Origin of the sequence: Halorussus pelagicus (genome assembly GCF_004087835.1) — an archaeon.
GTDB classification, from domain to species: Archaea; Halobacteriota; Halobacteria; order Halobacteriales; family Haladaptataceae; genus Halorussus; species Halorussus pelagicus.
Genome location: NZ_CP035119.1, coordinates 1,521,810 through 1,546,535, shown reverse-complemented (window position 1 = coordinate 1,546,535; position 24,726 = coordinate 1,521,810). Strand labels below are relative to the sequence as shown.

23 protein-coding genes are annotated in these 24,726 nt (G+C 65.3%); 6 read left to right on the top strand and 17 right to left on the bottom strand.

The window, feature by feature from the left end; all coding sequences use genetic code 11:
• The first annotated feature begins 111 nt into the window (after positions 1–111).
• On the top strand, positions 112–936 hold the full coding sequence (locus tag EP007_RS07810; protein WP_243700347.1) for a formate/nitrite transporter family protein: 825 nt from the start codon (positions 112–114) through the stop codon (positions 934–936).
• A gap of 15 nt (positions 937–951) precedes the next feature.
• Here the strand turns inward: EP007_RS07810 and EP007_RS07805 are convergent, their stop codons facing one another.
• From EP007_RS07805 to EP007_RS07780, 6 genes are all read right to left on the bottom strand, one after another.
• Positions 952–1,905 (bottom strand): alpha/beta fold hydrolase, encoded by a 954-nt coding sequence (locus EP007_RS07805; RefSeq protein ID WP_128477121.1) that lies wholly within the window; start codon positions 1,903–1,905, stop codon positions 952–954.
• 47 nt (positions 1,906–1,952) lie between these two features.
• On the bottom strand, positions 1,953–2,921 hold the full coding sequence (locus tag EP007_RS07800) for a M48 family metallopeptidase (RefSeq protein ID WP_166035481.1): 969 nt from the start codon (positions 2,919–2,921) through the stop codon (positions 1,953–1,955).
• Positions 2,922–2,963: 42 nt separating this feature from the next.
• Positions 2,964–4,076 (bottom strand): hypothetical protein, encoded by a 1,113-nt coding sequence (locus EP007_RS17770; RefSeq protein ID WP_128477119.1) that lies wholly within the window; start codon positions 4,074–4,076, stop codon positions 2,964–2,966.
• A gap of 215 nt (positions 4,077–4,291) precedes the next feature.
• The gene (locus EP007_RS07790; RefSeq protein ID WP_128477118.1) at positions 4,292–5,575 is read right to left on the bottom strand and encodes an adenosylhomocysteinase; all 1,284 of its coding nucleotides are present in this window, start codon (positions 5,573–5,575) and stop codon (positions 4,292–4,294) included.
• A 215-nt stretch (positions 5,576–5,790) separates the two neighbouring features.
• Positions 5,791–6,903 (bottom strand): hypothetical protein, encoded by a 1,113-nt coding sequence (locus EP007_RS07785; protein WP_128477117.1) that lies wholly within the window; start codon positions 6,901–6,903, stop codon positions 5,791–5,793.
• Positions 6,904–7,082: 179 nt separating this feature from the next.
• Positions 7,083–8,381: an amidohydrolase gene (locus EP007_RS07780; RefSeq protein WP_128477116.1), complete on the bottom strand. Its 1,299-nt coding sequence runs from the start codon at positions 8,379–8,381 to the stop codon at positions 7,083–7,085.
• A 164-nt stretch (positions 8,382–8,545) separates the two neighbouring features.
• On the opposite strand from EP007_RS07780, the gene EP007_RS07775 reads away from it, so the two are divergent.
• Entirely contained in the window at positions 8,546–9,181 is a 636-nt protein-coding gene (locus tag EP007_RS07775; RefSeq protein ID WP_128477115.1) for a CPBP family intramembrane glutamic endopeptidase, read from the top strand.
• 7 nt (positions 9,182–9,188) lie between these two features.
• Here the strand turns inward: EP007_RS07775 and EP007_RS07770 are convergent, their stop codons facing one another.
• The 5 genes from EP007_RS07770 to EP007_RS07760 form a co-directional block, all read right to left on the bottom strand.
• Positions 9,189–10,454, bottom strand: coding sequence for a YcaO-like family protein (locus EP007_RS07770; protein ID WP_128477114.1), 1,266 nt, complete (start codon positions 10,452–10,454; stop codon positions 9,189–9,191).
• Positions 10,451–11,464 (bottom strand): TOMM precursor leader peptide-binding protein, encoded by a 1,014-nt coding sequence (locus EP007_RS07765; RefSeq protein ID WP_128477113.1) that lies wholly within the window; start codon positions 11,462–11,464, stop codon positions 10,451–10,453. The genes EP007_RS07770 and EP007_RS07765 overlap by 4 nt, the downstream gene beginning before the upstream one ends.
• A gap of 189 nt (positions 11,465–11,653) precedes the next feature.
• Positions 11,654–11,782, bottom strand: coding sequence for a hypothetical protein (locus EP007_RS18165; RefSeq protein ID WP_281062919.1), 129 nt, complete (start codon positions 11,780–11,782; stop codon positions 11,654–11,656).
• 91 nt (positions 11,783–11,873) lie between these two features.
• Complete coding sequence (locus tag EP007_RS18160) at positions 11,874–11,996, bottom strand: hypothetical protein (protein ID WP_281062918.1); 123 nt, start codon at positions 11,994–11,996, stop codon at positions 11,874–11,876.
• A gap of 101 nt (positions 11,997–12,097) precedes the next feature.
• Entirely contained in the window at positions 12,098–12,973 is an 876-nt protein-coding gene (locus EP007_RS07760) for a SagB/ThcOx family dehydrogenase (protein ID WP_166035479.1), read from the bottom strand.
• A 450-nt stretch (positions 12,974–13,423) separates the two neighbouring features.
• Between EP007_RS07760 and hisG the strand changes: the two genes are divergently transcribed.
• Positions 13,424–14,290 (top strand): ATP phosphoribosyltransferase, encoded by an 867-nt coding sequence (gene hisG / locus EP007_RS07755; RefSeq protein ID WP_128477111.1) that lies wholly within the window; start codon positions 13,424–13,426, stop codon positions 14,288–14,290.
• A gap of 14 nt (positions 14,291–14,304) precedes the next feature.
• Here hisG and EP007_RS07750 read toward each other — a convergent pair whose 3' ends face one another.
• Entirely contained in the window at positions 14,305–14,649 is a 345-nt protein-coding gene (locus EP007_RS07750) for a DUF7473 family protein (RefSeq protein WP_128477110.1), read from the bottom strand.
• A 113-nt stretch (positions 14,650–14,762) separates the two neighbouring features.
• The gene (locus EP007_RS07745) at positions 14,763–15,323 is read right to left on the bottom strand and encodes a TATA-box-binding protein (protein ID WP_115797963.1); all 561 of its coding nucleotides are present in this window, start codon (positions 15,321–15,323) and stop codon (positions 14,763–14,765) included.
• Positions 15,324–15,557: 234 nt separating this feature from the next.
• Here EP007_RS07745 and EP007_RS07740 point away from each other — a divergent pair, with 234 nt between their 5' ends.
• Positions 15,558–16,580: a methyltransferase domain-containing protein gene (locus EP007_RS07740; protein ID WP_128477109.1), complete on the top strand. Its 1,023-nt coding sequence runs from the start codon at positions 15,558–15,560 to the stop codon at positions 16,578–16,580.
• A gap of 57 nt (positions 16,581–16,637) precedes the next feature.
• On the opposite strand, the gene EP007_RS07735 is transcribed toward EP007_RS07740, so the two are convergent.
• The 4 genes from EP007_RS07735 to EP007_RS07720 form a co-directional block, all read right to left on the bottom strand.
• Positions 16,638–17,075, bottom strand: a complete 438-nt coding sequence (locus EP007_RS07735) for an acyl-CoA thioesterase (protein ID WP_128477108.1) — start codon at positions 17,073–17,075, stop codon at positions 16,638–16,640.
• A gap of 120 nt (positions 17,076–17,195) precedes the next feature.
• Positions 17,196–18,218 (bottom strand): AAA family ATPase, encoded by a 1,023-nt coding sequence (locus EP007_RS07730; RefSeq protein WP_128477107.1) that lies wholly within the window; start codon positions 18,216–18,218, stop codon positions 17,196–17,198.
• A gap of 79 nt (positions 18,219–18,297) precedes the next feature.
• Entirely contained in the window at positions 18,298–19,251 is a 954-nt protein-coding gene (locus EP007_RS07725) for a DUF4382 domain-containing protein (protein ID WP_128477106.1), read from the bottom strand.
• Between the two features lie 150 nt (positions 19,252–19,401).
• Positions 19,402–21,312, bottom strand: coding sequence for a DUF7282 domain-containing protein (locus EP007_RS07720; RefSeq protein WP_128477105.1), 1,911 nt, complete (start codon positions 21,310–21,312; stop codon positions 19,402–19,404).
• Between the two features lie 224 nt (positions 21,313–21,536).
• Between EP007_RS07720 and rnz the strand changes: the two genes are divergently transcribed.
• A complete protein-coding gene (rnz, locus tag EP007_RS07715) occupies positions 21,537–22,463 on the top strand; it encodes a ribonuclease Z (RefSeq protein WP_128477104.1) in 927 nt (308 codons plus the stop codon).
• A gap of 124 nt (positions 22,464–22,587) precedes the next feature.
• A complete protein-coding gene (locus EP007_RS07710) occupies positions 22,588–24,666 on the top strand; it encodes a bifunctional metallophosphatase/5'-nucleotidase (protein WP_128478536.1) in 2,079 nt (692 codons plus the stop codon).
• The last annotated feature ends 60 nt before the right edge of the window (positions 24,667–24,726 follow it).

Genomic DNA, 24,726 nt, shown 5'->3' with positions numbered 1-24,726 from the left:
CCTTGGGCGTGTTAAGTTCCTCGCAAGCGCGGTGAAAGTGGAGTCGTCCGCTCCCGGAGACCCCGGAGACGGCCGGACCGCTTTTTATCGGAAACGTTCACATTACCCATCGTGTCGAAGGAAGACCTCGACCGGCGAATCCGGACTGAAGCGCCGGGAGAGGGTCAAAAGCCAAAGCAGGAGATTCTGGCCCAAGAGATTCAGGAGGGGTTGGAGGAACTGGACCGTCCGTCGGACGGCCTGTTCCTCTCGGGCGTCTCGGCCGGACTCGACATCGGGTTCGGTCCTCTTCTCATGGCGGTTCTGCTCACCGTCGTCGGCGGGTCGTGGGGTGACCCCCTGACCCGAATCGTCGTCGCCAACGCCTACGCTGTCGGGTTCATCTTCGTCATCGGCGGCCGGTCGGAACTGTTCACCGAACACACCGCCCGCGCGATGCTTCCGGTCCTCGACGGCCGGGCGAGCGTCGGGGAACTGGCCAGACTCTGGGCGCTCGTCTACGCCGGGAACGTCCTCGGCGGGGTCCTGTTCGCCGTCGGGATGGTCTACTTCGCGCCAGCGTACGGCATCGCCGACCCCTCGGCGTTCACCGAAATCGCGTTGCACCTCACCGAACACGGCCCGTGGATTCTGCTGGCGGGCGGCGTCGCGGCCGGGTGGCTGATGGGCCTGCTCTCGTGGTTGCTGACGGCCGCCAGAGAGAGCATCGCGCGCATCGCGGTCGTCTGGGTGGTCACGACCAGCATCGGGCTGGCCCACCTGCCCCACTGCATCGCGGGGAACGTCGAGGTGCTGGCGGGAACGCTCGTCTCGCCACGCATCTCGCTGGCGCAGTACGCCGGATTCCTCTCGCTCGCCACGGTCGGCAACGCCATCGGCGGGTCGGTCTTCGTCGCTCTGCTGAAGTACGCCCATGTCGTTCGTGGCGGCGAGTAGCGATTCGGAACCGGACTACTCGGGACCGACCTCGCCAGTCAGAAACTCGACCGCCGCCTCGGTTGCGCCGTCGTCGGGTTCCATCCACGGCATGTGCCCGCGGCCGTTCAGGGTCACGAAGTCGGCGTTCGCCATCGCGCTCGCCACCGGTCGCCCGACCGACGGCGGCCAGAAGTAGTCCTCGGTGCCCCAGACGAACCGGGTCGGTATCTCGACCGCTCGAACGTCCGGGCGCAGGTCGAACTGCGGGTTCATCCCGCGAAACGTGCCCAGCGTCTCCATCATCGACAGAAGGCTCTCGCGCTGGCCGGGCAGGCGCTCGGCGACGACGCCCGGCCGAAAGTAGGCGTCCGGAATCGTCCCGTCGTCCTCGACGTTGATGCGCCGGAAGTCCGCGCGGGCCTCGCCGACAGTCTCGGTCTCGAAGTAGTCGAACAGCCAGCGACCGACTCCCGGCAGGTCGAACAGCCGGAAGAAGGCGGGAACGTCCCGCGAGAGTCCGGCGGGCGCGCCGATGGCACAGAGTCGATCCACGCGCTCGGGACGGTCCACCGTCAGCGCGAGCGACTGGAACCCACCCAGCGAGTTGCCCATCACGGCGGCCGATTCGACTCCCACCGCGTCCAGAAAGTCGGCGATGTATTCGACGCCAAACTCCCGGAACCCGGTCTCGCGGTAGTCCACCGCGGTCGAGAGACCCCGACCCGGACGGTCGGGCGCGTAGACGGTGAAGTGGTCGGTCAGCGCGTCGAACATCGGAATCCACGAGGAGGCGGTCGTGCCGAGACCGTGGAGCAGGAGGAGGGGCGGTCCCTCGCCCGCGGTCAGGTAGTGGACCTTTCCGGCGGGGTCGGGCAGAGTGACGTACCGGGACCGGGCGTCCACGTCGTAGTGGTCACAGAGGTCGCGGAGGGCTTCGAGATACGGTTTCACCGTCTCGCTCGGGGTGGCGTCGTGGTCGAGAGACATACCCCGTCTTCGTCCGCCACGAAGAAAGGTCCTTTCCGCGAGAGGAATCAGAACTCCTCGGACCGTTCCGAGAGTCGGCGGAGTCTGGACTCCACCGGCGGGTGCGTCGAGCGGAGACCAAAGCAGTCGTGCCGCGAGTCGAGGACCGAATGGACGCTAATCGCGTTCGTCGATTGGCTCCGTTCGCGGCGGTCTACGGTCGGTTGCGACGCGAGCGACTCGTCGATTTTCCGGAGGGCGCTTGCGAGAGACGCGGGGTCGCCGGTTATCGCTACCGCGCCGCGGTCCGCCGCGAATTCGCGTGCCCGCGAGAACACGCCGACGCCAATCGACGCTCCGGCCCCGAGGAGGTGGCCAGCGACCTCGAAGAGGTTCGAGGCGGTTCCCTCCTCCTGTTGAAGCGTCTCGGCGGAGAACAATGGCACCAACAGGAGCGTGGTGAGTCGGAGGTCGTCGTTGGCGACGTGGGCGAGTTCGTGTGCCAGAACCGCCGACAGCTCCGACCGTGACAGCATGGAGACGAGACCGCGAGAGACGACGACAACCGGTTTCTCGACCGTACCGGTCCTGAAAAGCGGGTCGTCCGGTCTGGAGGTCGTGTACGCCAGCGGCGTCTCCGTCTGCCGAACGCGAATCTCGGGAGCGGGAACGTCGGCCTGCGCGGCGAGCCGTTCCAGCGTCGGCGCGAGTGCGGAACGCTCGTCGGACGGCGCTTCCGAGACGGGAATCGTCGATTCGACCAGTTGCACGCGCTCGTCCCGAATCGACCGTGCGACCGTGCGACCGACCCACGCGAGCGCGACGACGCCGCACGCTGACCACAGCACGTACCACGCCGTGTCGGGAACCGATATCCCCGCGAGAGCCAACCCGTCCGAGACGTAAGCGGAGAGAATCATGCCCGCGGTGACCGTCAGTACGAGTGCGACGGCGACACTACCAGCGAGTACCGTCCCGCCGATTGCCGCGGCGAGAACTGCCCGAACTGATAGTTCGGGCACCTCCGTATTCTTCATACTCATTGTTTTCGCGGTCAGCGAAAAAATGACACCGAAAGTCTATTTCTCTCGGAGCCGCGGCGAGACCTTCCACTGGCTATCGACGCGCCAGCCGTCCTCGCCATCGAGGAGTTTCACGTCCACGGCTTCCCAACCGAACTCCCGGTCGCCGTCCGCACCACGAAGTCGCGCGCCGACGCGGTACCAGCCGGGGTCGGACGGCTCGACGGCCAGCTCATCGTGGTCGCCGTCGCAGGGGTGGGTCCACTCGACGGGTCCTGCACCGGGGAGATCTTCATCGGTCGCGTTCGGGTCGCCGAGGTAGCCCACACCGCATCCGACCACACGGGCGTCACGGTCCCGCACTCGGTGACCGTGTCGGTCGTGCCACGCGGCGTAGCTCCCGGCGCGCCACTTGTGGCGTCCGTTCCGACCGCGAGAGGGACTGTCGCCGCTCCCGCGCTTGCCGGGGCTGGGTTTGCGACTTCCGCCGCTCCCGCCGCCGCTTCCGGATTTGGACCCGCCACTGCGTCCGCTCCCGGAACGCCTGCCGCCGCTTCCGCTACTTCCGCCGCTTCCACTACCACCCCATCCACTCCCGCCGCTCCTGCCGCTTCCGCCGCTTCGACCGCCACCTCTCCCGCTTCCACTGCTACCTCCACGACCGCCGCCTCCTCTGCCGGGACTCCCGGCCGCCGTACCGACGGGGGCGAGCGCGGCGAGCGAGTCGCCGAGGACTCCGAGCGAAGCGGAATCGGCGGTCCGGTCGGCGCTGGCGGTTTCGTTGGTGGTCGTCGTGACCGTCGCGTTCGTTGCAGTACGATTCGTCGTGGCCCGAGTCGTGTTCGCGGCGGTGGTCGTCCCACCGCTCTCGGCCAGCGACTCCACCACCGGGTTCGACTCGAAGGTGACGCGCAGTCGCGTCTCGTTCGCCTCGACGGCGGCGAAGACGGCCGACTCCCGCGGGGGCGCGGTCAGGTCGGCGGGCGTCTCGGTCTCCTCGCGGTCCTCTGGGGTCGTCTCGACGGCATCGGACTCGATGTCGTCGCCTCGTAGTTCTGTCTCCGGTCGTCGCGTCTGCTGGTCGTCGCTCGAACCCGACAGACACCCGGCGAGACCGACGGTCACGCCGAGCGTCGCCGCGCTCGTTTGGAGGACTTGGCGGCGTTGCACGAGGCGAACGGTGGGAGCGAAGTGATAAATGCTTGTTGGGAATCGCTCGCGGGCGGAGTGACTACGAGCGTCGAAGACCGCGAGAAAATCGGGTTTCGGGCCGACGGAATCAGGAGGTCTCATACCTCTTCACGGAGAGATCATCGTCCTCCGACCGTCTGTGTCGATATAGTCACGGCGGGTTTAAAATACTGTTGAGGTGGTAGTTGCCGTTTCTACGTCCCGTGCTGCCAGCTACCCATGTACTCGGCCTGCTCGTCGGTCAGGTCGTCGTACTCGACGCCCTCGGCGTCAAGTTTGATTTTCGCAATCTCCTCGTCCAGTTCGTCGGGCACGTCGTGGACGCCCGCCTCGTAGGACTCGCCGTTTTCGACCAGTTCGCGGACGCAGGCCGCCTGCACGCCGAAGCTCTGGTCCATGACCTCGACGGGGTGGCCCAGCGCGATAGGCGAAGCGAGGTTGACGAGTCGGCCTTCCGCGAGGACGTTGAGGCGACGACCATCCTCCATCTCGTACTCGCGGACGCCGTCGCGGGCCTCGCGCTCGGCGACGGCGAGGTCCGAGAGTTGGTCTAAGTTGACCTCCACGTCGAAGTGGCCCGCGTTCGCCAGCAGGACGCCATCCTGCATCTTCTCGAAGTGGTCCGCAGTAATCACGTCGCGGTTGCCCGTGGTCGTGAGGAACACGTCGCCGATTTCGGCCGCCTCGGCCATCGGCATCACGTCGTAGCCTTCCATGTGGGCTTCGAGCGCGCGGCGGGGTTCGACCTCGGTCACGATGACGTTCGCGTTCTGGCCCGAGGCCTTCTTGGCGACGCCGCGGCCGCAGTCGCCGTAGCCCGCGACGACGACGTTCTTGCCCGCCCACGAGAGGTTCGTGGTCATGGCGATGTTCGCCAGGGAGGACTCGCCCGTGCCGTGGACGTTGTCGAACAGGCGCTTCATCGGCGTGTCGTTGACGGCGAAGACGGGATAGTCGAGCGCGCCGTCGTCGTCCATCGCGCGCAGGCGGTGGACGCCCGTGGTCGTCTCCTCGGCCCCGCCGACGATGGAGTCGATGAGTTCGGGGTAGTCCTCGTGAATGGCCGCCACGAGGTCCATCCCGTCGTCCACGGTGATGGTCGGTTCGTGGGCGATGACCGCCTCGATTGCGGCGTAATACTCCTCGTCGTCCACCTCGCGCTTGGCGTAGGAGGTGATGTTGGGGTGTTCGTCGAGCGCGGCGCTCACGTCGTCGTGCGTCGAGAGGGGGTTACAGCCGGTGACAGCGACTTCCGCGCCGCCTTCGGCGAGGGTCTCGACCAGCACGGCGGTCTTGGCCTCGACGTGCATCGCCATCCCGATTCGCTGGCCTTCGAAGGGTTGGTTCGCCTCGAAGTCTTCCTGCATCGCGGTCAGAATCGGCATGTGTTCGCGCGCCCAGTCCATCTTGCGATGGCCGTCGGTGCGAGCGGAGTCTACGTCCTCGATTTGCTCGCTTATCATCGGATAGTCTGCCATACCCGAGTAATGGGCCACCGCGCCCAAAACGCTACCGAAGGCTGATTCGGCGGCGTTTCGAAAACTGGACGCTCCGTTCGGGCGGCTACGGACCGCTTCAAAATCGTCAGTGAGGACCGGTCGCCGAGAACGCGTCAGCGGGGACCGGAGACCGCAAAAGCGTCAGCGAGGATGGATAAGGAGGGGACGGAGCGAGAGATGCGTCAGCAGTCCGATTACCGGCCTTTGCCGTTGCCGTTACCCTTGCCATTTCCGTTGCCGTTACCGTTGTTACCCTTCTCGGAGTTCTCCTCGTCGGAGTCGTCGTCCTCAGAGCTATCGTCGGAATCGCCTTCGTCGGAGTCGCCCTCGTCGTTACCGGCGTGTTCGGGCGGACCTTGCGAATCGTCGCCGTCGGTGCTGTTTTCGTCATCGTCGTGGGGACCGGCGTGGTCGGGTTTGCCTTTGTCGCCAGACTTGCCCTTATCGCCGGATTTGCCCGCGTCGTCAGGTTTGCCCTTGTCGCCGGACTTCCCGGCGTGGTCGGGGCGCTTCTCGTCGGCGTTACCGGGGTTGTTCTCGGTCACGAACTCCGAGACGGCCTGTCCGATGGGACCGCCGTCGTTGCCCGCGTTCAGCATCTCGCTGACGAACGAGGAGACGAGGTTGCCGAACGAACCGTTCTCCTCTGCGCCCTCGCTCACGGTGAGCGTAGCGGTCGCGGAACCGGTCGCGTTACCCTTCTCGGCCGTGACTTCGACGGTCACGTTCTCCTCGGGAGCGGGGAGGGCGGCAGTTCCGCTCGCGTCGGTCGTGTAGTTGCCAGCGCCCGCGTACGTGGCGTTCTCGTCGGTGACGCCGACCGTCACGCTGGCGTTCTCGACCGCCGAGTCGTTGTGAGTCACCGACACCGTGGCGCTGTCGTTGGTCTGGTCCACCGCGACCGAGAGCGACCCGTCGAGCGGTTCGTCGTCCTCGGGCGCGACGGTCAGGTCGGCAGTCGCCGACCCGGTCGCGTTACCTTCTTCGGCCGTGACCGCGACGGTCACGTTCTCGTCCGGTTCGGGGAGGCCGACCGTACCGTTCTCGTCGGTCGTGTAGTTACCAGCGCCCGCGTACGTGGCGTTCTCGTCGGTGACGCCGACCGTCACGCTGGCGTTCTCGATTGCGGAGTCGTTTTGGGACACCGTCACGGTCGCGCCCTCGTTTCCGACCTGTTCGACCGTGACCGACAGCGAATTGGCGGTCTCGTTTGCTGCCGCGCTACTCACCGTGCCCGCGGCCGCGGCGCTCGACAGGAGCAGAACTCCGACGAGGGCGACTGCGAGAGTGCGATAGTTCGAGGTCATGCACTCGTTCCGAGGGGAAACGAGAGGTTAAACCCCGTCTGCCGTCCACTCTGTTTCCGTCGTTCAATCGCCCCTGTAGAAAGAACGAGAGCGAGCTATAAAGTTTAAGAGCGGTTCTAATCGTTTAGAGGGAATCTTCAACGTCGCGTTTCCGAGAGTCTGACCGGCGAATTGCCGCGCTACTCCGCGCGCTCGACGGCGGCCGCGGCGCGTCGCTCCGCGCGCTCTCGAACCTCCTCGGCGTCCAGCGTCAGAACCTCGCGGTCGCGCATCAGCACCGCGCCGTCACAGAGCGTGTGGCGCACGTCCGACCCGCGGGCCGCGTAGGCGAGGTGACTCACGAGGTCGTGGCGGGGCGTCAGGTGCGGGGCGTCGAGGTCCACGACGGCGAGGTCGGCGTTCGCGCCGACCTCGATTCGTCCGCTGTCGAACCCGAGCGCCGACGCGCTCCCCTCAGTCGCCATCCGGACGACGCTCTCGGCCGGGACCGCGCTGGCGTCGTCCGCGGCGAGCTTGCCGACCATCGCGGCGTCGCGCATCTCGTCGAACAGGTCCAAGTCGTTGTTCGACGCCGCGCCGTCGGTCCCCAGTCCGACCGTGACGCCCGCGTCGAGCAGTTTCTGAACGGGAGCCATCCCGCTGGCGAGTTTCATGTTCGAGGCCGGGCAGTGAATCACGCTCGTGGCTGTCTCGGCCAGCAGGTCGATTTCGGCGGCGTCAACGTGGACGCCGTGGGCTACGAAGTCCGAGGCGTCGGTCATGTCGAGGTCGCGGGCGTATTCGAGCGGTCGCTCGCCCTCCTGCTCGACTATCGGGTCCACCTCGTCGGTCGTCTCGTTGGCGTGGTAATGGAGCGAAATGTCTTCCTCGCGGGCCTGCGCGACGTACTCGCGGAGGTACTCCTCGCCGACGGTGGTCAGACTGTGGGGCATGAACGCGGTCTTCACGCGGCCGTCGGCCGCGCCGTCGAACTTCCGGGCGACTTCGAGGCTCTCCTCGCAGTCGGCGCGCGCGCCCTCCTCGTCCTTTCCGACCGTGACGATGCCGTAGCCGAGTCGCGCGCGCAGTCCGGCGTCTTCGACGGCCTCGACGACTTCGTCCTCGTGGAAGTACATGTCTGCGAACGCCGTGGTCCCCGACCGAATCATCTCCAGCAGGCCGAGTTCGGTCCCGGCGCGCACGTCCTCGGGCGTGAACTCGGCCTCAACCGGCCAGATGTCCTCCTGCAACCACGCGTCGAGTTCCTTGTCGTCGGCGCGGCCCCGCAGGAGCGTCATGGCGACGTGCGTGTGGGCGTTGACCAGTCCCGGCATCACAAGACCGTCCTCGGCGGAAAGCGTCTCGTCGCCCGCCGGAATCTCGTCGGGGTCGCCGACGGCGGCGATGGTGCCGGACTCGGAATCGACCAGTACGTCGGCGCGTTCGACGGTTCCCTCGGGCCGGAGAACCTGCCCACCCGCGATTCGGAGTTTCGTCATGCCCGAGCGTTCTCGCGCCCGGCGTGTCAATCCATCGGGTTCGCCTCCCTACCGGATTCGTCTCCGCGCCGCCGCTGGGCCGGACTCACCTCTGGGTTGCCTCCGGAACGAGCTTGCGCACGAACCCCACACAGCTAAATCCAAGGCCGAACATCCTCCAAAGGATGCTCGACACCGCGGCGTTCTGGGCGGTCGTTGCCGTCCTCGTACCGGTCCTGAAGGCGTTCTACTTCCCGCTGGCGAACCGCCTGTTCGGCACGTTCAGCGACGCGCTCGGCGACCCGCGAAGCTACGTGATGTACAAGTACGTCCTCTTCGTCGCGGCGCTCGCCGTCGCGTTCCTGCTTGCGGTCGAACCCGAGATTTCGGTTCCCGACTCGTCGGTTCTCGCCGGAACCTTCGTCGCCGGACTCGCGCTCTACGGTCTCGACAACGCGGTCTGGCGGGCCATCGCTGACCCGGACCCGAGCGGAACGCGGTTCGCGCTCGTCTGGCCGACGCTGGTCGGCGGGGCCGCCGAGGAACTGCTCTACCGGGGCGCGCTCGCGGTCGCAATCGGCACCGAGGGACTGGCTGGCATCGCGTTCGTCGCGGTGTCGGCGCTGGCGTTCGGCGCGAACCACCTCTCGTTCGGAAAACACGAAGTCGCGTTCAAGACCTTCGACGGCGTGGTGTACGCGGTCTGCCTGCTGGCGACCGGGTCGGTCCTCGCGCCGGTGGTCGCGCACGTCGGCTACAACGTCGCGTTCGTCTGCTGGACCAGCGAGATTCGGGACCGAGTCGGCGCAATCGCGGGATGAGTCGCCCTCAGGGGAACGGGTGGGGCTTGCGGGTGACGGACTCGCCGTCGAACGCGGGATGTTCGGTCGGCACCAGCGAGGGCGGCGTGAGCGGGACGAGTTCCGGGACGACGACCTTCGTCACCCGGAGTCCGGTCTCGGCCACGTCGCGGGTCGTCGCGTCGATGGCGACGGGGGTTACGTCGGCCGCTTCGAGGGCGTCGAGAACCGCATCGAAGGCGTCCGATTCGGCCGAATCGGACGCGTTCGGTTTATCTGCCAGCGAACGTTTCTCGCCGTCGAGCAGGAACGACACGTCCTCGAACTGCTCGACCCGCGAGTAGTGATAGAGCGCGTCGTCGAAGCTATCGAGTCGCGCGGCGTCGAGGTCCCGGCCGCGGTAGCGCGCGGTGAGTTCCTTCGCGTAGGCCCGGACCTGCGCGCCCTCCACGAGCGCGTCCGAGAGCGCGGCCGCGGGGTCGCGGTCGGCGCTCGCACAGACCGCGAACTTCGGGTTTCGCTCCCGAGAGTCCACGACGGCGCACCCCACGGTCGGGAGTTCGACCCGGCCGTCGAGCGCGAGCAGTTCGAAGGTGGCGACATCCGTGTCGAAGCTCTCGACCTTCTCGGCGGCGATGTCGGGGAACTCGCCGAGGTTCACGCGGTCAGGCGTCTCCTGTCGAAGCCACGTCCGCATGAAGGCGTCGCGCTCGACCACCTCGTAGACTGACCGAACGAGCGCGTCCGCCAGCGACTCTCCGCAGGCCGCACCGTTGGTCGTCGCGGGGAGCGCGGGCGTCCTGTCGTCGAGACCGAGATAGACCAGTTGGGCCGGGACGAACGTCGGTTCGCCGGTCAGCAGATTCGTGCCGCGACACCACGGGAGTTCCAAGTCGGCGGTTATCGCCTCCGCACCCATCGCCGAGACGAGGCGGTCCTCGTAGAGGTCGAGTGCATCGAGCGCGACAACTTCCCGGCCCGTCTCGCGGAGTTCGCGGTGGGTCGCCTCGGTCGTCTCGCCGGGCCAGCACAGACAGTAGCGTTCGACCACCTCGCCGACCGCAGAGGCGAAACTCTCCGCGCGCGTCCGGCCCTTGCCCGCCGCCTGTAGCGCGACATCGGCGTCGGCGTCCACCAGCGCGTCGATGCCCGACTCGCGGGGTTGGCTCAGGACGGCCTCCGAGGTGCCGCGACTCTGGCGGTTGACTGACATTTCGGGCACGAGACCGGTTCGTCCGCCAGCGAGTCGTTGCATCGGTCCCGGAAGCGGGCCGTCCGGTTCGCTAAGTCTCATCGGTCGGCGTCGGCCTCCCGGTCGGCGACCAGTTGCTCGACGGTGACGAACCGCTGGGGGGCGTCGCGGTCCCGGCCACAGACCGCACAGCGCGGGCGCTTGAGGACCTCGTTGGACTCGACGCCGAAGTCGAAGAAGTCGAAGTGCAGGACGCTCCCGGCGGTGAACCCGGCGTTCCCGACGAGCAGGTGGAACGCGTCGAGCGTAAGATAGCCCGCGACGATTTGGGCGAGCGCCGGGATTCCCATCGCGGTGGCGTTCCCGGCGTACTCCTCACCGTAAGCGTCCGTCCGGAACTCGACGTTCGCCAGCATGCGCTCGCGGAAACACTCGTAGCAGGCGGTCTCGCCGGGGACGACGGTCGGGCCGACGAGACCGTCGAGACCGTGAATCTGGCCGACAAGCCACCTCGTCCCGGCGTCGTTCGCCCGGCGGTTCAGGTCCGCGAGGAGACCGGGGCGAGGCCGGTCGAGCGCACAGACCAGCAGGTCGGCCGATTCGACGACCTCCGAAAGGACGCCGCGCTCGTCGGGCGCGACGGTCGCGGGGTCGATGTCCATCCCGGCCAGATTCTCGGCCACGAGGTCCGCGGCGGTGCCGCCGCCGACGACCGCCACGTCTTTCCGGCGGGCCGCGGCGAAATCGTCCTCGGAGAGCGAGGCGCGGACGGTGCCGTAGCGCGCGGCGTCGTCGCGGCGTTCGCCGTCGGTTGTTTGCTCGCCGGGCGCGAGGACGCCCTTCTCGGCGAGCGCCGAGAGTATCGAGACGACCTGCTGGCGGGTCTCGCCCTCGAAGTCGGCGACGATTTCGCGGACCGGGGTCGTCCCGTCGAGCGAGCGCACGAGTCGGCGGACCTCGCCGTCGCCATCGTCGTCCGCGATGGTGTAGACCGGCCCGCTCCACGGGCCGACGCGGAACTGCACCTCGTCGGGCGAAACCTCGACGGGCGTGAACGAGGGGTGAATCTCGGGGGTCGGAACGTCGTGTTCGAGTCGTTCGATGGAGTTCATTGGTCGGAGTGTCGTAGTCGGCGTTTCGTTCGGAGTCGGCGGGCGTTCTCTGAAGGTGGACGGGCGTCCGAAAAGTAGCTTCCGCTCCGGGAGTTCGAAAAGCGACAGTAGCGTTGCGCGTCACCGCGACGGAGCCGAGTCGTGCGCTCACCCGACAAAACGGAAGTCGGTCGAAACGGAGTCGCCGAATCAGAGAAACGCACGAAGCGGTTCGAGCGACGGCACGAAGCAGTTGGGAAGGTACGGGCCGCTACCGCCGCCGCCACAGCCAGCGTTCATCTCCTCTGTCGTCTCGTCGAAAGTGGTACCGTGTGACATTATAACTGACACCTATGAAAATGGTATATTCCTATATATTTAAACTTTCGCGTGTGGTATTAAAAGGACAGCAGCCGGAATCGATTCGGACTCAGAATCCGGGCAGAATCTGGGACAGGGACTGGCAGTCGTAGCCCCAGGTGGGGTAGTCGGTTCCGGAGCAGCCGCCGTTCATTTCCTCGGTCGTCTCGTCGGTTTCGGTAGTAAGTTCCATGGTAATGACCTCCATTCCCACGGTGGGACGTTCGTTACTTATACTTTCTGGACTAGTTTATCTTAACTCTCGTAAGAATTTTCGAGGGGCGCCGGGGAACGCTACCGCTCGGGGTCGCCGACGACGAGGGCGTACACCGCCGCTTCGTTGACGCCGTCCACGTCGAGCGCGTCGTTGAGGGCGTCGTCGTAGAACCCGCCGACGCCGACGCACCCGAGTCCGAAAGCCGAGCAGGCCAGATAGAGGTTTTGGGCGACGTGGCCCGCCTCCAGAAGCGCGTAGCGATAGCCGCGGGGTCCGTACTTGGCCTTCGAGCGCCAGAACGCGCCGGTCAGCGCGAACACCGCCCCGGCGTTCGCCACATCTATCGCGTCGCCCGCGAACGCCTCCCGGAGGTCGTCAGCGACCGACTCGCCGGTCCGGAGGACCCGGAGCGCGTGGGCGCTGGCGTGATAGTAGTAGAGACCGGGGTCTAAGTCCTCGCCGTCGAGGACGCCGACGTAAGTCTCGATTGGGTACATCGCGCCCGCAGAGGGATGGGTCCGGAACTCCTTGCCGGACTCGGGGTCTCGGCGGGTGACGCCGCTGGCCGCCCACAGCAGGTTCGAGAGCGTGGCCTGCGAGACGGCCGCGCCGGAAAACGACCGGACGCTCTCGCGCTGGGCGAGCAGTTCGGCGAACTCCCGGTCGGTCGAGAGGTCGGGGTCCGGAAGGTCGATCCGCTCGCGCTCGGCGTAGTCCGGCGCGATGTGGGCGTGTGCGTCTGCGGCCGGGCCGTCGCCGAACGCCGACGCCGAGCGGTTCAGTTTCTCGCGGGCGACCGGTGTGAGCCGCGAGTTTTCGTGAAACGTCTCGGCCACGTCACCCTCCTCGAACTCCTTGCGGCGGAACTCCTCGAAGAACGTCTCCTGGTCGAACGGCCGCACGGCGGGCGCGTACTTGCCCACCATCGCCTCTCGGAGGTCGTCGAGTCTCACCGCGACCGCCTCCCCGTGAGGCGTACAACGGCGAATTCGGGGTCTGACGAGTCGGCGTGCATCTCTCGCTCGATGGTCGAACCCGAGGCTGAAAGGTTTTTCCACCGGAAAAGCCGCCCGCAGGAAATCGGTCAGTCGCTCGTTACCGCCACGGGACGAGGAAGTCCACCGAGCAGACGTAGCCGCCCGGATGTCCTGAGGACGAACAGCCGCCATTCATCTCTTCGGTCGTCTCGTCGGAGTCGTTGACATTGAGTTCCATGATGAACCATTGAGAACATTGGTACCGAATGCCATATATTTTTCGGTGGGGCGTATTTTTGAATTATATCAACGTCCATCAGACGACGCCGATAGCCGACCCGCGTCAAGTTCGAGAGGCGAGCCAGTATCGGCGAGGTCTGCGGGAGGACGAAAAGTAGTTCCGCCAAGAACGCCAACATCGGTTACATGAGAATCGCCGTCCCGAACAAGGGCCGACTCCACGACCCGGCGATGGAACTGCTCGAAAGCGCCGGACTCCACGCGGTTGACGGTGCCGACCGGAAACTGTACGCCGACACGGTTGACCCCGACGTGACCCTGCTGTTCGCTCGGGCCGCCGATATCCCCGAGTACGTCAGCGACGGCGCGGCCGACGTGGGCATCACGGGTCTCGACCAAGTGCGAGAGGCCGACCCCAGCAACGTCGAGGAGATGCTGGACTTGGAGTTCGGCCGGTGTCGCCTCGTCCTCGCGGCCCCCGAGGGCGGCGACATCCAGTCCGTCGCGGACGTTGCGGGCAAGACCGTCGCCACCGAGTTTCCGCATATCGCCGAGCAGTATTTCCAGGACCAAGACGTAGAGACCGACATCGTGGAGGTCAGCGGCGCGACCGAACTCACCCCGCACGTCGAGATGGCCGACGCCATCATCGACATCACCTCCACCGGAACGACGCTGAAGGTAAACAGTCTCGCCGTCGTGGACGAAGTGCTGGCGAGTTCGGCCTACCTGTTCGCCCGCGACGACGTGAGAGACGACGACAAGGTCCAACAGGTCGTGATGGCGCTCCAGTCGGTCCTCTCGGCCGACGGCAAGCGCTATCTGATGATGAACGCGCCGGAGGACCGTCTCGCGGAGGTGCGCGACGTGATTCCGGGTCTCGGCGGTCCGACCGTGATGAACGTCGAGAGCAAGGCAGGCGGCGAGAAGGACGGGATGGTCGCGGTCCACGCCGTCGTGAACGAGCGCGACGTATTCGAGACTATCAACGAGTTGAAATCGGTCGGCGCGAGCGGGATTCTCGTCACCGAAATCGAGCGACTGGTCGAGTAACGACTCGGTTCTGTTCAGACCGGCGCGGTCGAGAGCAACCGAACCAGATTGAACACGGTGATGCCGACGAGCGCGCTCACGGTGTAGTGGGCCAGCGTCACCAGAATCGCGGTCTTGTACTTCAAGCGGTAAACCGCCCGAATCGTGAAGAAGTCGGCGGTGGCGCTGACGAGGATGACGACGCCCGGCCCGTAGGCCTGCAACGCGAACGAGATTATCGCGGGGACGACGCCGACGGCGAACGCGCGGAGTATCGGCACGTCGCCGAGGACGTACCGCGCGGCGATGTGGGCGGTGACCGAGTAGAACAGCACCGCGAGCAGGAACGTGCCGACCAGTGCGACGACGGGAACTGCCATAGCCGGACGTTACGGCGGTGGTCGCTTGTGTCTGCCGGTTCGGAACGCAGGGCGTCTCGTCGCAGTCGCTACTGATTTCTGAGGCCCAGTGTGAAATAAGGAGTCGTCCGAACTTACTCCAGCAGGCCGAGTTCTTCGAGCCGCGAGACGATTTTATCGACCGCTTGCTCGGCGTCCTCGGGCTTCTTCCCGCCAGTGATGACGAGCTTTCCGGAGCCGAACAGGAGCGCGACGACTTCGGGTTCGTCGAGTCGGTAGACGAGACCGGGGAACTGCTCGGGTTCGTACTCGATGTTCTCCAGTCCGAGACCGATAGCGATGGCGTTGAGGTTGAGATTTCGTCCGAGGTCCGCGGATGTGACGATGTTCTGGACGACGATTTCGGGGTCCTCGTTCACGTCGATCTGAAGCTCTCGGAGCTTGTCGAAGACGATTTCGAGGCTCTCGTGTACGTCGGCCGTGCTCTTCGCGCCGGTACAGACGATTTTGCCCGAGCGGAAGATGAGCGCCGCCGACTTGGGGTTCTGCGTTCGGTAGACGAGACCGGGGAACTGCTCCGGGTCGTAGTCGGCCCCTTCGAGGTCCATGGCCACGCTCTGCAGGTCGAGTTCCTGCCCGATTCCGGTGGAGGCGACCACGTTTTCAATGTTGATGGTCTCCTTTGGGTCAGTCATGTACGACTTAAATGTCGTATTTAAGGTTTATAAAGGTTGGTACTCTCTACTGACAAGTGGAGAACGGTTTTTTATGCCCCAGTGAGGTCCCGAGGCGGGACCTACACGCCGATTGAAACCCTTTCCCTCGGGCGATTCCCCGCTATTTTGGGAAGCCGTCCCAGAGCGCCGACTGCCGTCGAACCCCGACCCGCAGACGAAACCTCCAAGAGCCACCACCGACTCCGTCACACCGTGTACGCGCTCGAACTCGGCGGAGAGGACGACCGATTCGCGGCCGCGGAGGCGGCGAGCGCCGCGACCGGCGTCCAAGTCGTCGCGCCCGGAGTCGCCACCGCCACCGCTGTCACCGACCGCGTGCGGAATCTGGCCTACACCCACCGCGCCAGCGAGGTGGTCGGGACGACCGACGCGAGCGTCGAATCCGCGCGCGTCCTGCTCGACACCGCCGGAATCGAGCGAGAGGGAACCGTGGCGGTCCGCGCCCGAGACGTGCGCGAGACGGCCGGAATCGACACCCAGCGCGCCGAGCGCACGCTCGGCGGGGTGCTGACCGACCGCGACTTCGCGGTGGACTTGGACGACCCCGACCACGAACTCCGAGCGTTGTTCTCCGAGGACACCTGCGTGCTCGGCTGGCTCGACATCGAGAGCGTCCGCGACTTCGGCACCCGAAAGCCGACCGACCGGCCGTTCTTCCAACCCGGCGGGATGGACCCCCTGCTGGCCCGCGCGCTGGTCAACCTCGCGGGTGCCCGACCCGGCGCGACCGTGCTGGACCCGATGTGTGGCACCGGCGGCGGTCTCATCGAGGCGGGACTAGTCGGCGCGACGGTCCTCGGCGCGGACGCCCAGCGAAAGATGGCCCGCGGCGCGGCCGAGAATCTGGCCCGCTATCTCGACGACGAACCGCGGGCGAGCGGCGACTGGGCGACCTTACAGGGCGACGCGACCCACCTGCCGCTCCCCGACGACTCGGTGGACGCCGTGGTCTTCGACGCGCCCTACGGTCGCCAGTCGAAGATAGCGAATCTGGACTTGGACGACCTCGTGGCGGGCGCACTCGCCGAGGCCCGCCGGGTCGCCGACCGGGCCGTCGTCGTCGGCGACCAGTCGTGGGCCGAGGCGGCCCGCGAAGGGGGATGGACCGTCGAAGACGAGTTCGAGCGGCGAGTACATCGATCGCTCGTGCGCCACATCACGGTGCTTGACGCGAAAAGTGACTCGGCGCTCGACGAGACCGGCGATTTGCGGTAGGCGGAGACGCTGACTCGGTCGCTACATGGAACTGTCGATTCGGCCGCTGGGAGTGAATCAGTTCTCCGCTTCGAGCGCCTCGTCACGCAGTTCGCGCTCTTCGTCCGTTTCGACAGTCAGCTCCGGCACCGAAACCGGCCCACCCTCCTCGCCGAGCGCGACGAACGTGAAACTCGCTCCGGTGGTCCGCTCGGTCTCCCCGGTTCGGGGGTCCTCACGCCACGCCCGGATTCGGACCGTGACGCTGGTTCGCCCGGCGGAATAGACGTAGGCCTCCACGAGCGCAATCTCGCCGACCGGGACCGGCCGGTGGAACGAGAAGTCGTCAACGCCCGCGGTGACGCAGGTCTCGCCCGCGAAGCGCATCGCGGCCATCGCGCCGAGTTCGTCCATCCACTTCATCAGTTCGCCGCCGTGAAGCGTCTCGTAGTTGTTGGCGTCGTTCGGCTGGACGCGGTAGCGATTCTGAACGCGAGTGTCCGAGAGCGTGGGCATGGAGGGAGTTTGACCAGGTATGCAGAAGAAACGTCGGGAGAGCAAACCGGGAAGTGAGACCCGTCGAGGGGTCGCTCGTCCGGAGCGTAGAGCGGTAGAAGCGCAAAACCGGAATCGGCGCTACGCTTCGCTCGCACCGAGTTCCGCGAGCAGGTGGCCGATGTGGACGCGGTCGTTCGCGCCCTCCGCGAGGTCGGCGTCGATTTCGCCAGCGAGACGAGTCAGTTCGGCCCGTCGCTGGTCTTTCCGCGTGTATCGGTCGGTGTTGTTGAACGCGTAGAGTATCTCCTGTAGGACTTCCTCGCCGCTGTAGCCCTCGTCCACGAGCAGGTCGTCTAAGGTCTTGCGAGCGTCCTGAAACGCCCCGTCTTCGGCGTCGGTCAGCATCTCGTCGATTCGGTCCCGGATGCCGACCTCTCGAACGACCGGGATGGTCTCGGTGGTGATTTCGCCCTCCTTCTCGTGGAGGGTCTGGGCGCTCAGGATTGCCTCCCGGAGGTTCAACTGGGCGTCGCTGGCCAGACACCGAAGTGCGAAATCCTCGTACTCGCCGCCCTCCTCGTCGAGAATCCGGCGGAGAACCGTGACGATTTCCTCCTCGGTCGGCGCGCGCATCGCCACGGGGAAACACCGGGACTTGATTGGCGGGATGAGTTTCGTCGGTTGACGCGTCGTGATGACGAACTGGGTCGCCTCGTGGTGGCGCTCCATCACTCGGCGAAGCGCCTGCTGGAAGTCCTCGCGGATGGCCTCGGCGTTGTCCAGCACGACGGTCTTGTACGTCCCCGAGACGGGCGAATAGCTCGCTGACTCCTTGAGGACGTGATTGATGAGGTCGGCCTTCGAGGAGTCGCGCTTGCGCTTGTTGTCGATGAACGACGAGAAGCGCGGGTCGTTGGCGATCTCCTTTTTCGTCATCCCGAAGAAGTCCGCGACGTTTATCTCCACGAGGTCGTTGTCGGGGTCGTCGTGCGCTTCGCGGGCCAGCGCCCGCACTGCCGCAGTCTTGCCAGCTCCCGCCGGGCCGTAGATGACGAGGTTGATGGGGTCCTCGACGGCCTTCTGGAGGTAGTCGCGGACCTCCGGTTGCGGGAGGTCGGCGAGTTCGGGGGCGTACCGTTCGGTCCACAGCGGCGCGTCCATTACCCGCCGGTAGGGGGTCGGCGGGTAAGAATCGGTCGGTCCGGTTCGAGGGTCGCGCTCGGGCGTCCGCACCGCGGCGTTACTGCCCGCCGTCGTTCCCCTCGGTGGTCTCCGCGCCCTCCGTCTCGAACTCGACTTCGAGTTCGGCCGACCCGTTCTCGGTCTCGACTTCGACTTCGAGTTCGTCGGCGTCGGGCACCGCGAACGTCAGCGTCCCGTCGGCCGCCGTCTCGCCGACAGTCTCGCCGTTCACCGAGACCGACGCGTTGGCCACGGCGCTTTCGTTCTGCGTGACCGAGACGGTGGCGTTCTCGCCGCGAGTCGCGTTCCCGACGAACGTCGCGTTCAGCGCCGACTCGTCGTTGTCCTCGGTCTCGTTTTCGTCCTCGTCGCGCTCGTCGCCCTTCTCGTCTTTGCGCTCCTCGGTCTCGTCTTCACCATCGACCGATTCGATGGGCTTGTCGGCTCCCGACTCGCTGATGACGGGCTTGAGGATGTACTTCCCGCTCTTGCCCGCCTTGAACACGGAGATGTCGAAGACGTAATCTATCGACTCGTTCGCCCCGACGGTGAACGACTGGTGAATCTGGAGCTTCTGGCTCGGCAGTTTGACTCGGACCTGCTCGCCGTCGGTCAGCGTTCCGTTCACCTCGTCAACGTGGACGAAGACGGTGTCGTAGGTGCCGTTCGCCACGTCGAAGGTGCCGAGGCGCGTCGCGTTCGCGCCCGGAAGCGTGGTCAGGTCAACGGTGCGATTATCCACGTCGTGTTCCGTCCAGTTGCCGCCCTCTTGCTTCACGCCGACCTTCGAGATGCTGACGTTCAGATGCTCGAAGTCGCCCATCGCGTTCTCTTCGTCGCTCAGGTAGAGGTTCATCGCGCTGGCGTCGTCGGTGGCGTCTTCCCCCGTGGTCGTTCCGTCGAGCGTCGTCTCGCCATCGGGCGCGGGCGACGTTGTCGTTCCTCCTTGCCCGCCGACACATCCGGCGAGGAGGAGCGTGACTACCAGACAGACTGCTACGTATCGTCTCATGACGGTTCGTCCGAACTCAGCGGGAGTTGATAAATCGGCGCTCTCGTTCGTATTCGTTTTCACCCCGCTTCAGTCGTGCGATTCAACGGTTTTGAACGGTGAAAATGGTGAGAAGTTTGAACCGCTCGGGCCGAATTGCTCGCGTCGGAATTACGGGGCGGCGGTAGTCGTCACGTTACCAGCGGGCGTTTCGGTGGCCGCCTCTTCGCCAGACTCCTCGATGGTGATAACCGCGAGTTCGCCGAAGTCCTGCGTGTACACGCCGTGGATGTACTCCCCAGCGGGCACGCCTTCGGTGTCGATCTCGAACTCGACGGTCGTTTCCTCGTCCGCACCGAGCGTCACGTCTTGGCGCGCGACGACGCTACCCTCCAGTCGGAACGCGACCTGTTGGGTCGCCTGCTGGTCGCTCGGGTTGCTGACGGTGGCACTCACCGTGATTGTGTCGCCGGTGGTCGCGCTCTCGGGCGCGTCGAGTCCGGAGACCTCGAAGGACTGCGCGTCGCCCTCCGCAACGACTTCTTCAGTCGTCGTGGTGGTATCCACAGCGTCGTCCGCTTCGGTGGTCGTGGTGATAGTCTCGACTTCCTCAGTTGTCGTAGTGTCTTCCACGTCGTCCGCTTCGGTCGTGGTGATAGTCTCGACTTCCTCCGTTGTCGTAGTGTCTTCCACGTCGTCCGCTTCGGTCGTGGTGATAGTCTCGACTTCCTCCGTTGTCGTGGTTTCGTCCACTTCTTTGGTCGTGATGGTGTCTTCTTCTTCAGTCGTGGTCGTGTCCACACCGTCTTCCGCTTCAGTCGTCGTGATAGGTTCGACTGCCTCAGTTGTCGTGACGGTGTCTTCTTCAGTGGTAATTTCGTCCTCTTCTTCAGTGGTCGTGATCGTGTCCACACCGTCTTCCGCTTCAGTCGTCGTGATAGGTTCGACTTCTTCGGTCGTGGTAGTCTCGACTTCTTCGGTCGTGGTAACTCCGACCTCTTCTTCAGTCGTCGTGGTAGTCATCGGTGGCTCGGGCATCTCGACGCCCTCCGGAGCCGTGACGACGAACGTCACGTTCTCGACGGTGACATCCCGGATGACGAACCGAACGGTCTCGATGTCCTGCGAGAGGTTCTCCTGAATCATCTCCTCGGCTTCGTCGGGACTCAGGGTCGTCATCGGAGTAGCCTGCTGCTGGGTCATGGCGCTCTCGCGGAGAATTTCGCTCAGATTGATTTCGACGCGTCGGTCGGTGATGGTGATGTTATCGACCGTCTCGGTCCGGTCGGGCGTCTCCTCGTCACCGACGACGAAGGACCACTCGTCGATGTTCATCTGCTCGATTTTGAAGATGAACTGCCCGGTCTCAGCAGGTGGTTCCTCCGTGGTGGTCTCGCCATCGACCACATCTTCAGTTGTGGTCTCGTCGTCACCCACATCCTCAGTCGTCGTCATCTCCTCGGTTGTGGTCATCTCCTCGGTCGTCGTTTCTTCGGGCGTCGTCGTCGCCTGTTCGACCGTCACGTTGGTCTCGTCAACGAGGATTTCGCCGTCCGTGGTGTACGGACCATCGACTCCACCAGTCGAGAGAACGAAGTCGTAGACTTGGTTCTCGTTCGTGTCGAGGTGCGGCATGGCGACGAGCGTCTGGCTCTCCTCGATGGGTCGAGCGAGCGTGACGGTCACGTCCTCGTAAGTCCCCGGTTCGAGGTAGACCGAGTTGCCGAGGACGCTCGAAAGCGGTGCCTCGGCGTACGACGAGTCGTGAATAGCGATGAACCCGCCCTCGGGCAGAGTCGCCGACTCGATGACGACGCGCTCACCGTCAGACTCCTGCTCGTCGATATTCACGCTCGCGTCACCTTCTGCCGGTCCGTCGGCCTCTCGCGTCGTCTCCTCGGCACCGTCGGTCTCGGTCGCCGTTTCCTCGCCGTCCGAGGTGGTCGTCTCTTGGACCCCCACTGCGTTCGTTCCCGCATCTGTCGAACTACCAGTCACAGCGAGCGATACGGCCGTTCCGCTCGCTAAAACCATCAACACCGCCATGAAGACGGCAGTAAGTGTCTTTCTGTCGCGTGTCATTTGTAACCCCCAATCGGCAGAATAAGCGACGGCGAGACCGTGAATAAACAGGCGCGACTGTTTACGAGCGTAACACCAAAATACGACGCTTTAGGCCGCGGCTATTCGGTTATTTTCGGTGGCGGCTTCGGATTGTAACCCCGTGTTTCCTCGTCCGTAACGGGCGATACCGCGCTCGGGATTTCGAAGGCGCTTTCCCGCGCGCTCTCGGACTTTTAGTGAGGATGTCGATGCGCGTTACCTTTCTCGGAACCGGCGGGGCAGTGCCGACTACAGAGCGAAATCCCAGTTCGGTGCTGGTCAACCGGGAGGGAGACCGGATGCTGTTCGACGCGGGCGAGGGGACCCAGCGCCAGATGATGCGCTTCGGCACGGGGTTCACCATCTCCGAGATATTCGTCAGCCACCTCCACGGCGACCACGTACTCGGACTCCCCGGACTCGTCCAGACGCTCGATTTTAACGACCGCGAGGAAGCACTGACCGTCTACACGCCCGCCGGAACCGAAGACGACATCGACGCGCTGATTCACGCCGCTGGCAACCGACCGTCGTTTCCGGTCCACGTCTACGGCGTCGGTCCCGACGAGGCCGCGGTCCGGCGCGACGACTACGAGGTCCGGACGTTCCGGACCGACCACAACACCAACTCGCTCGGCTACGCCCTTATCGAGGACGAGCGCAAGGGCCGATTCAACCGCGAAAAGGCAGAGGAACTGGGCGTTCCGGTCGGCCCGAAATTCTCGAAACTCCACGAGGGCAACGCCGTCGAGTTAGAGGACGGGACGGTCGTGGAACCCGAACAGGTCGTCGGCGACTCTCGACCCGGCCGTCGGTTCGTCTACACCGGCGACACCCGACCGAGTTCCACGGTCGCCGAAATCGCCGAGGACGCCGACCTGCTCATCCACGACGCGACCTTCGCCGAGGACCGGGCGGAGCGCGCCGCCGACACGGCCCACTCGACCGCGCGACAGGCCGGAGAAATCGCCAGCAGGGCGAACGCGGAGCGACTCGCGCTGACCCACATCTCCTCGCGCTACGCGGGCGACGTGTCCGCCCACCTCGAAGAGGCACGCGAGGCGTTCGACGGCGAGACGTTCGTCCCCGACGACGGTGAGCGACTGGACGTGCCGTTCCCCGACGAGTAGAGCGAAGCAACAACTCGAACGGGGTCGTCCCTTCCGAAACCTCCCAACCATTACTGTGTTATAATTTGGCTAATAATTAGTAAATAGCTGGATTTATTCTGTGGTTCTGCGAGCAAACTGATGCATGCGCAAGTACGCATCGTTGTTGCTGATTCTCTGTCTCGTCGCCTCGGGCGCTGTACCGCCCGTCGCGGCGAACACCACCGACGCGCACAGTACGAGTGGGTCCACTGTTCCCGCACCGACCGCGGCGCAGGTCCCGACGAACAACACGACCGACGGCGCGACGACGCTGACCGTCCTGTCGTACAACGACATCCAGACCGCGGCGGTCGAGAACGGGAGTTTCCCGCGGATGGTCACGTTGCTGAACCAGCGTCGTGCCGCCCACGAGAACCCGACGGTCGTCGTCGGGGGCGGCGACGAGGTGAGTCCCCACTCGCTGTCGCCGCTCAGTCAGTGGCGAGTGCCCGCAAAGGCGCTGAGCGTCCTCGACCCGGCCGCCGAGGGCATCGGGAATCACGACCTCGACTACGGATTCGACGCCGTGGCGAACTTCAGCAACGCCTCGGAGTTCCCGTGGCTGATGGCCAATATCGTGGACTCGGAGACCGGCGAGACGATTCCCGGCACGGAACCGTACACGGTCGTCGAGCGACAGGGCGCGAAGGTCGGTATCGTCGGCGTGGCCGACGAGAAGATCAAGTCCAAGACCGCAGTGGACTTCGACAAGCAGGGATACGAGGTCCAGAACTACTCCGACGTGGCCAGCGAGTACGCCACGATGCTCAAAGACGAGGAGAACGTGGACGTAGTCGTCGTCTCGGCGCACCTCGGCGTCCCCGTGGCGAAGACACTGGCGAACACGACCGAGAACGTTGACGCCATCGTCGTCGGCGACGACGAAATCGAGTACGCGCCCCAAAAGACTGGCGGCGCAGTCATCATGGAGGCCGAGGCCCGCGCGGAACACGTCGCGGAACTCAACCTCACCGTCGAGGACGGCGAGGTGACGGCGTGGGACGGCCGACTCCTGGACGTGACCGAGAACGTCTCGAAAAACGAGACTGTCTCGAACGTCATCACGAGCGCCCGCGAGGACGAACTGAACGACGTGGCCGGGAAGACCGAGGTCGAACTCGACTCTCGGTTCGCCTCGAACTACCACGACGAAACCGCATTGGGCAACCTCGTCGGCGACTCGTTCCGCGCTCAGAGCGGCGCGGAAGTCGCCGTCACCAACGCGGGCGGCATTCGCTCGAACAGCGTCTACGGTCCCGGTAACCTCACGGTCGGCGACGTGTACAACATGCTTCCCTTCCAGAACACGCTCGTCACCGTCGAACTCACCGGCGCGGAACTCGAAACGGTCCTCGCCAGCCAAATCGTGACGCTCGAAAGCGACGAGGGCCAGCAGTACGGTGCAGAAGCCAAGCTACAGGTCAGCGGCGTCACCTACGAGTGGGTCGGCCACAACGACACCGACGACCAAATCCGTGACGTGTGGGTCGGCGGCGAACCCCTCGACGAGGAGGCGACCTACAACGTCACCGTCAACTCCTATATGACGACGTGGGACGACTCGCCGCTCCAGAACGCGACCGTGACCAGCGAGTCGCACATGCTCTACGGCACGGCCGTGCTGGAGTACGTCCAGCAGAACGGACCGGTCTCGCCGACCGGCGAGAACCGCATCCGGCGCGTAGATGCCGAAGTCGAGACGGAGTCGGTGAGCGTGGCCGACGGGACCGCGACGGTCGAACTCGCCGCGCCCGACGGCATCCAGAACGTGAGCGATTTCTACGCGACCACCGGCGACGCGGGCGACCGGCTCGCGGCCGACTCGGTCTCGCTGTCGAACGGCACCGTGACGGCGACGTTCGGCTTCGCCGACCTCCGAGAACTCTCGGCGGGCAAGTCCGTCCAGATGTACGGCGACTACAACACCTCGGCTTACCAGCGCGTCTACTTCGCGGACTCGGTGCTGAACGCCCAGTTCGCGGCCAGCGACATCGGAGCCGAGACCACAACCGAGACGACGACGGCCGGTGACGACACCGCCGAAACAACCGAGAAGGCGGTCGGCGACGCCACCGAAACGACGACCGCGGGCGAAACGTCCGGCGACATCCCCGGATTCACTCCCGCCATCGCAGTCGTCGCGCTCGTCGCGGCTGCGCTCCTCGCGCACCGCCGCGACTGATTCGCCGACGCTCGCGCTCAAGAACTCACTTTTTCGTCCGGCGTTCGCGCTGACCAAAAT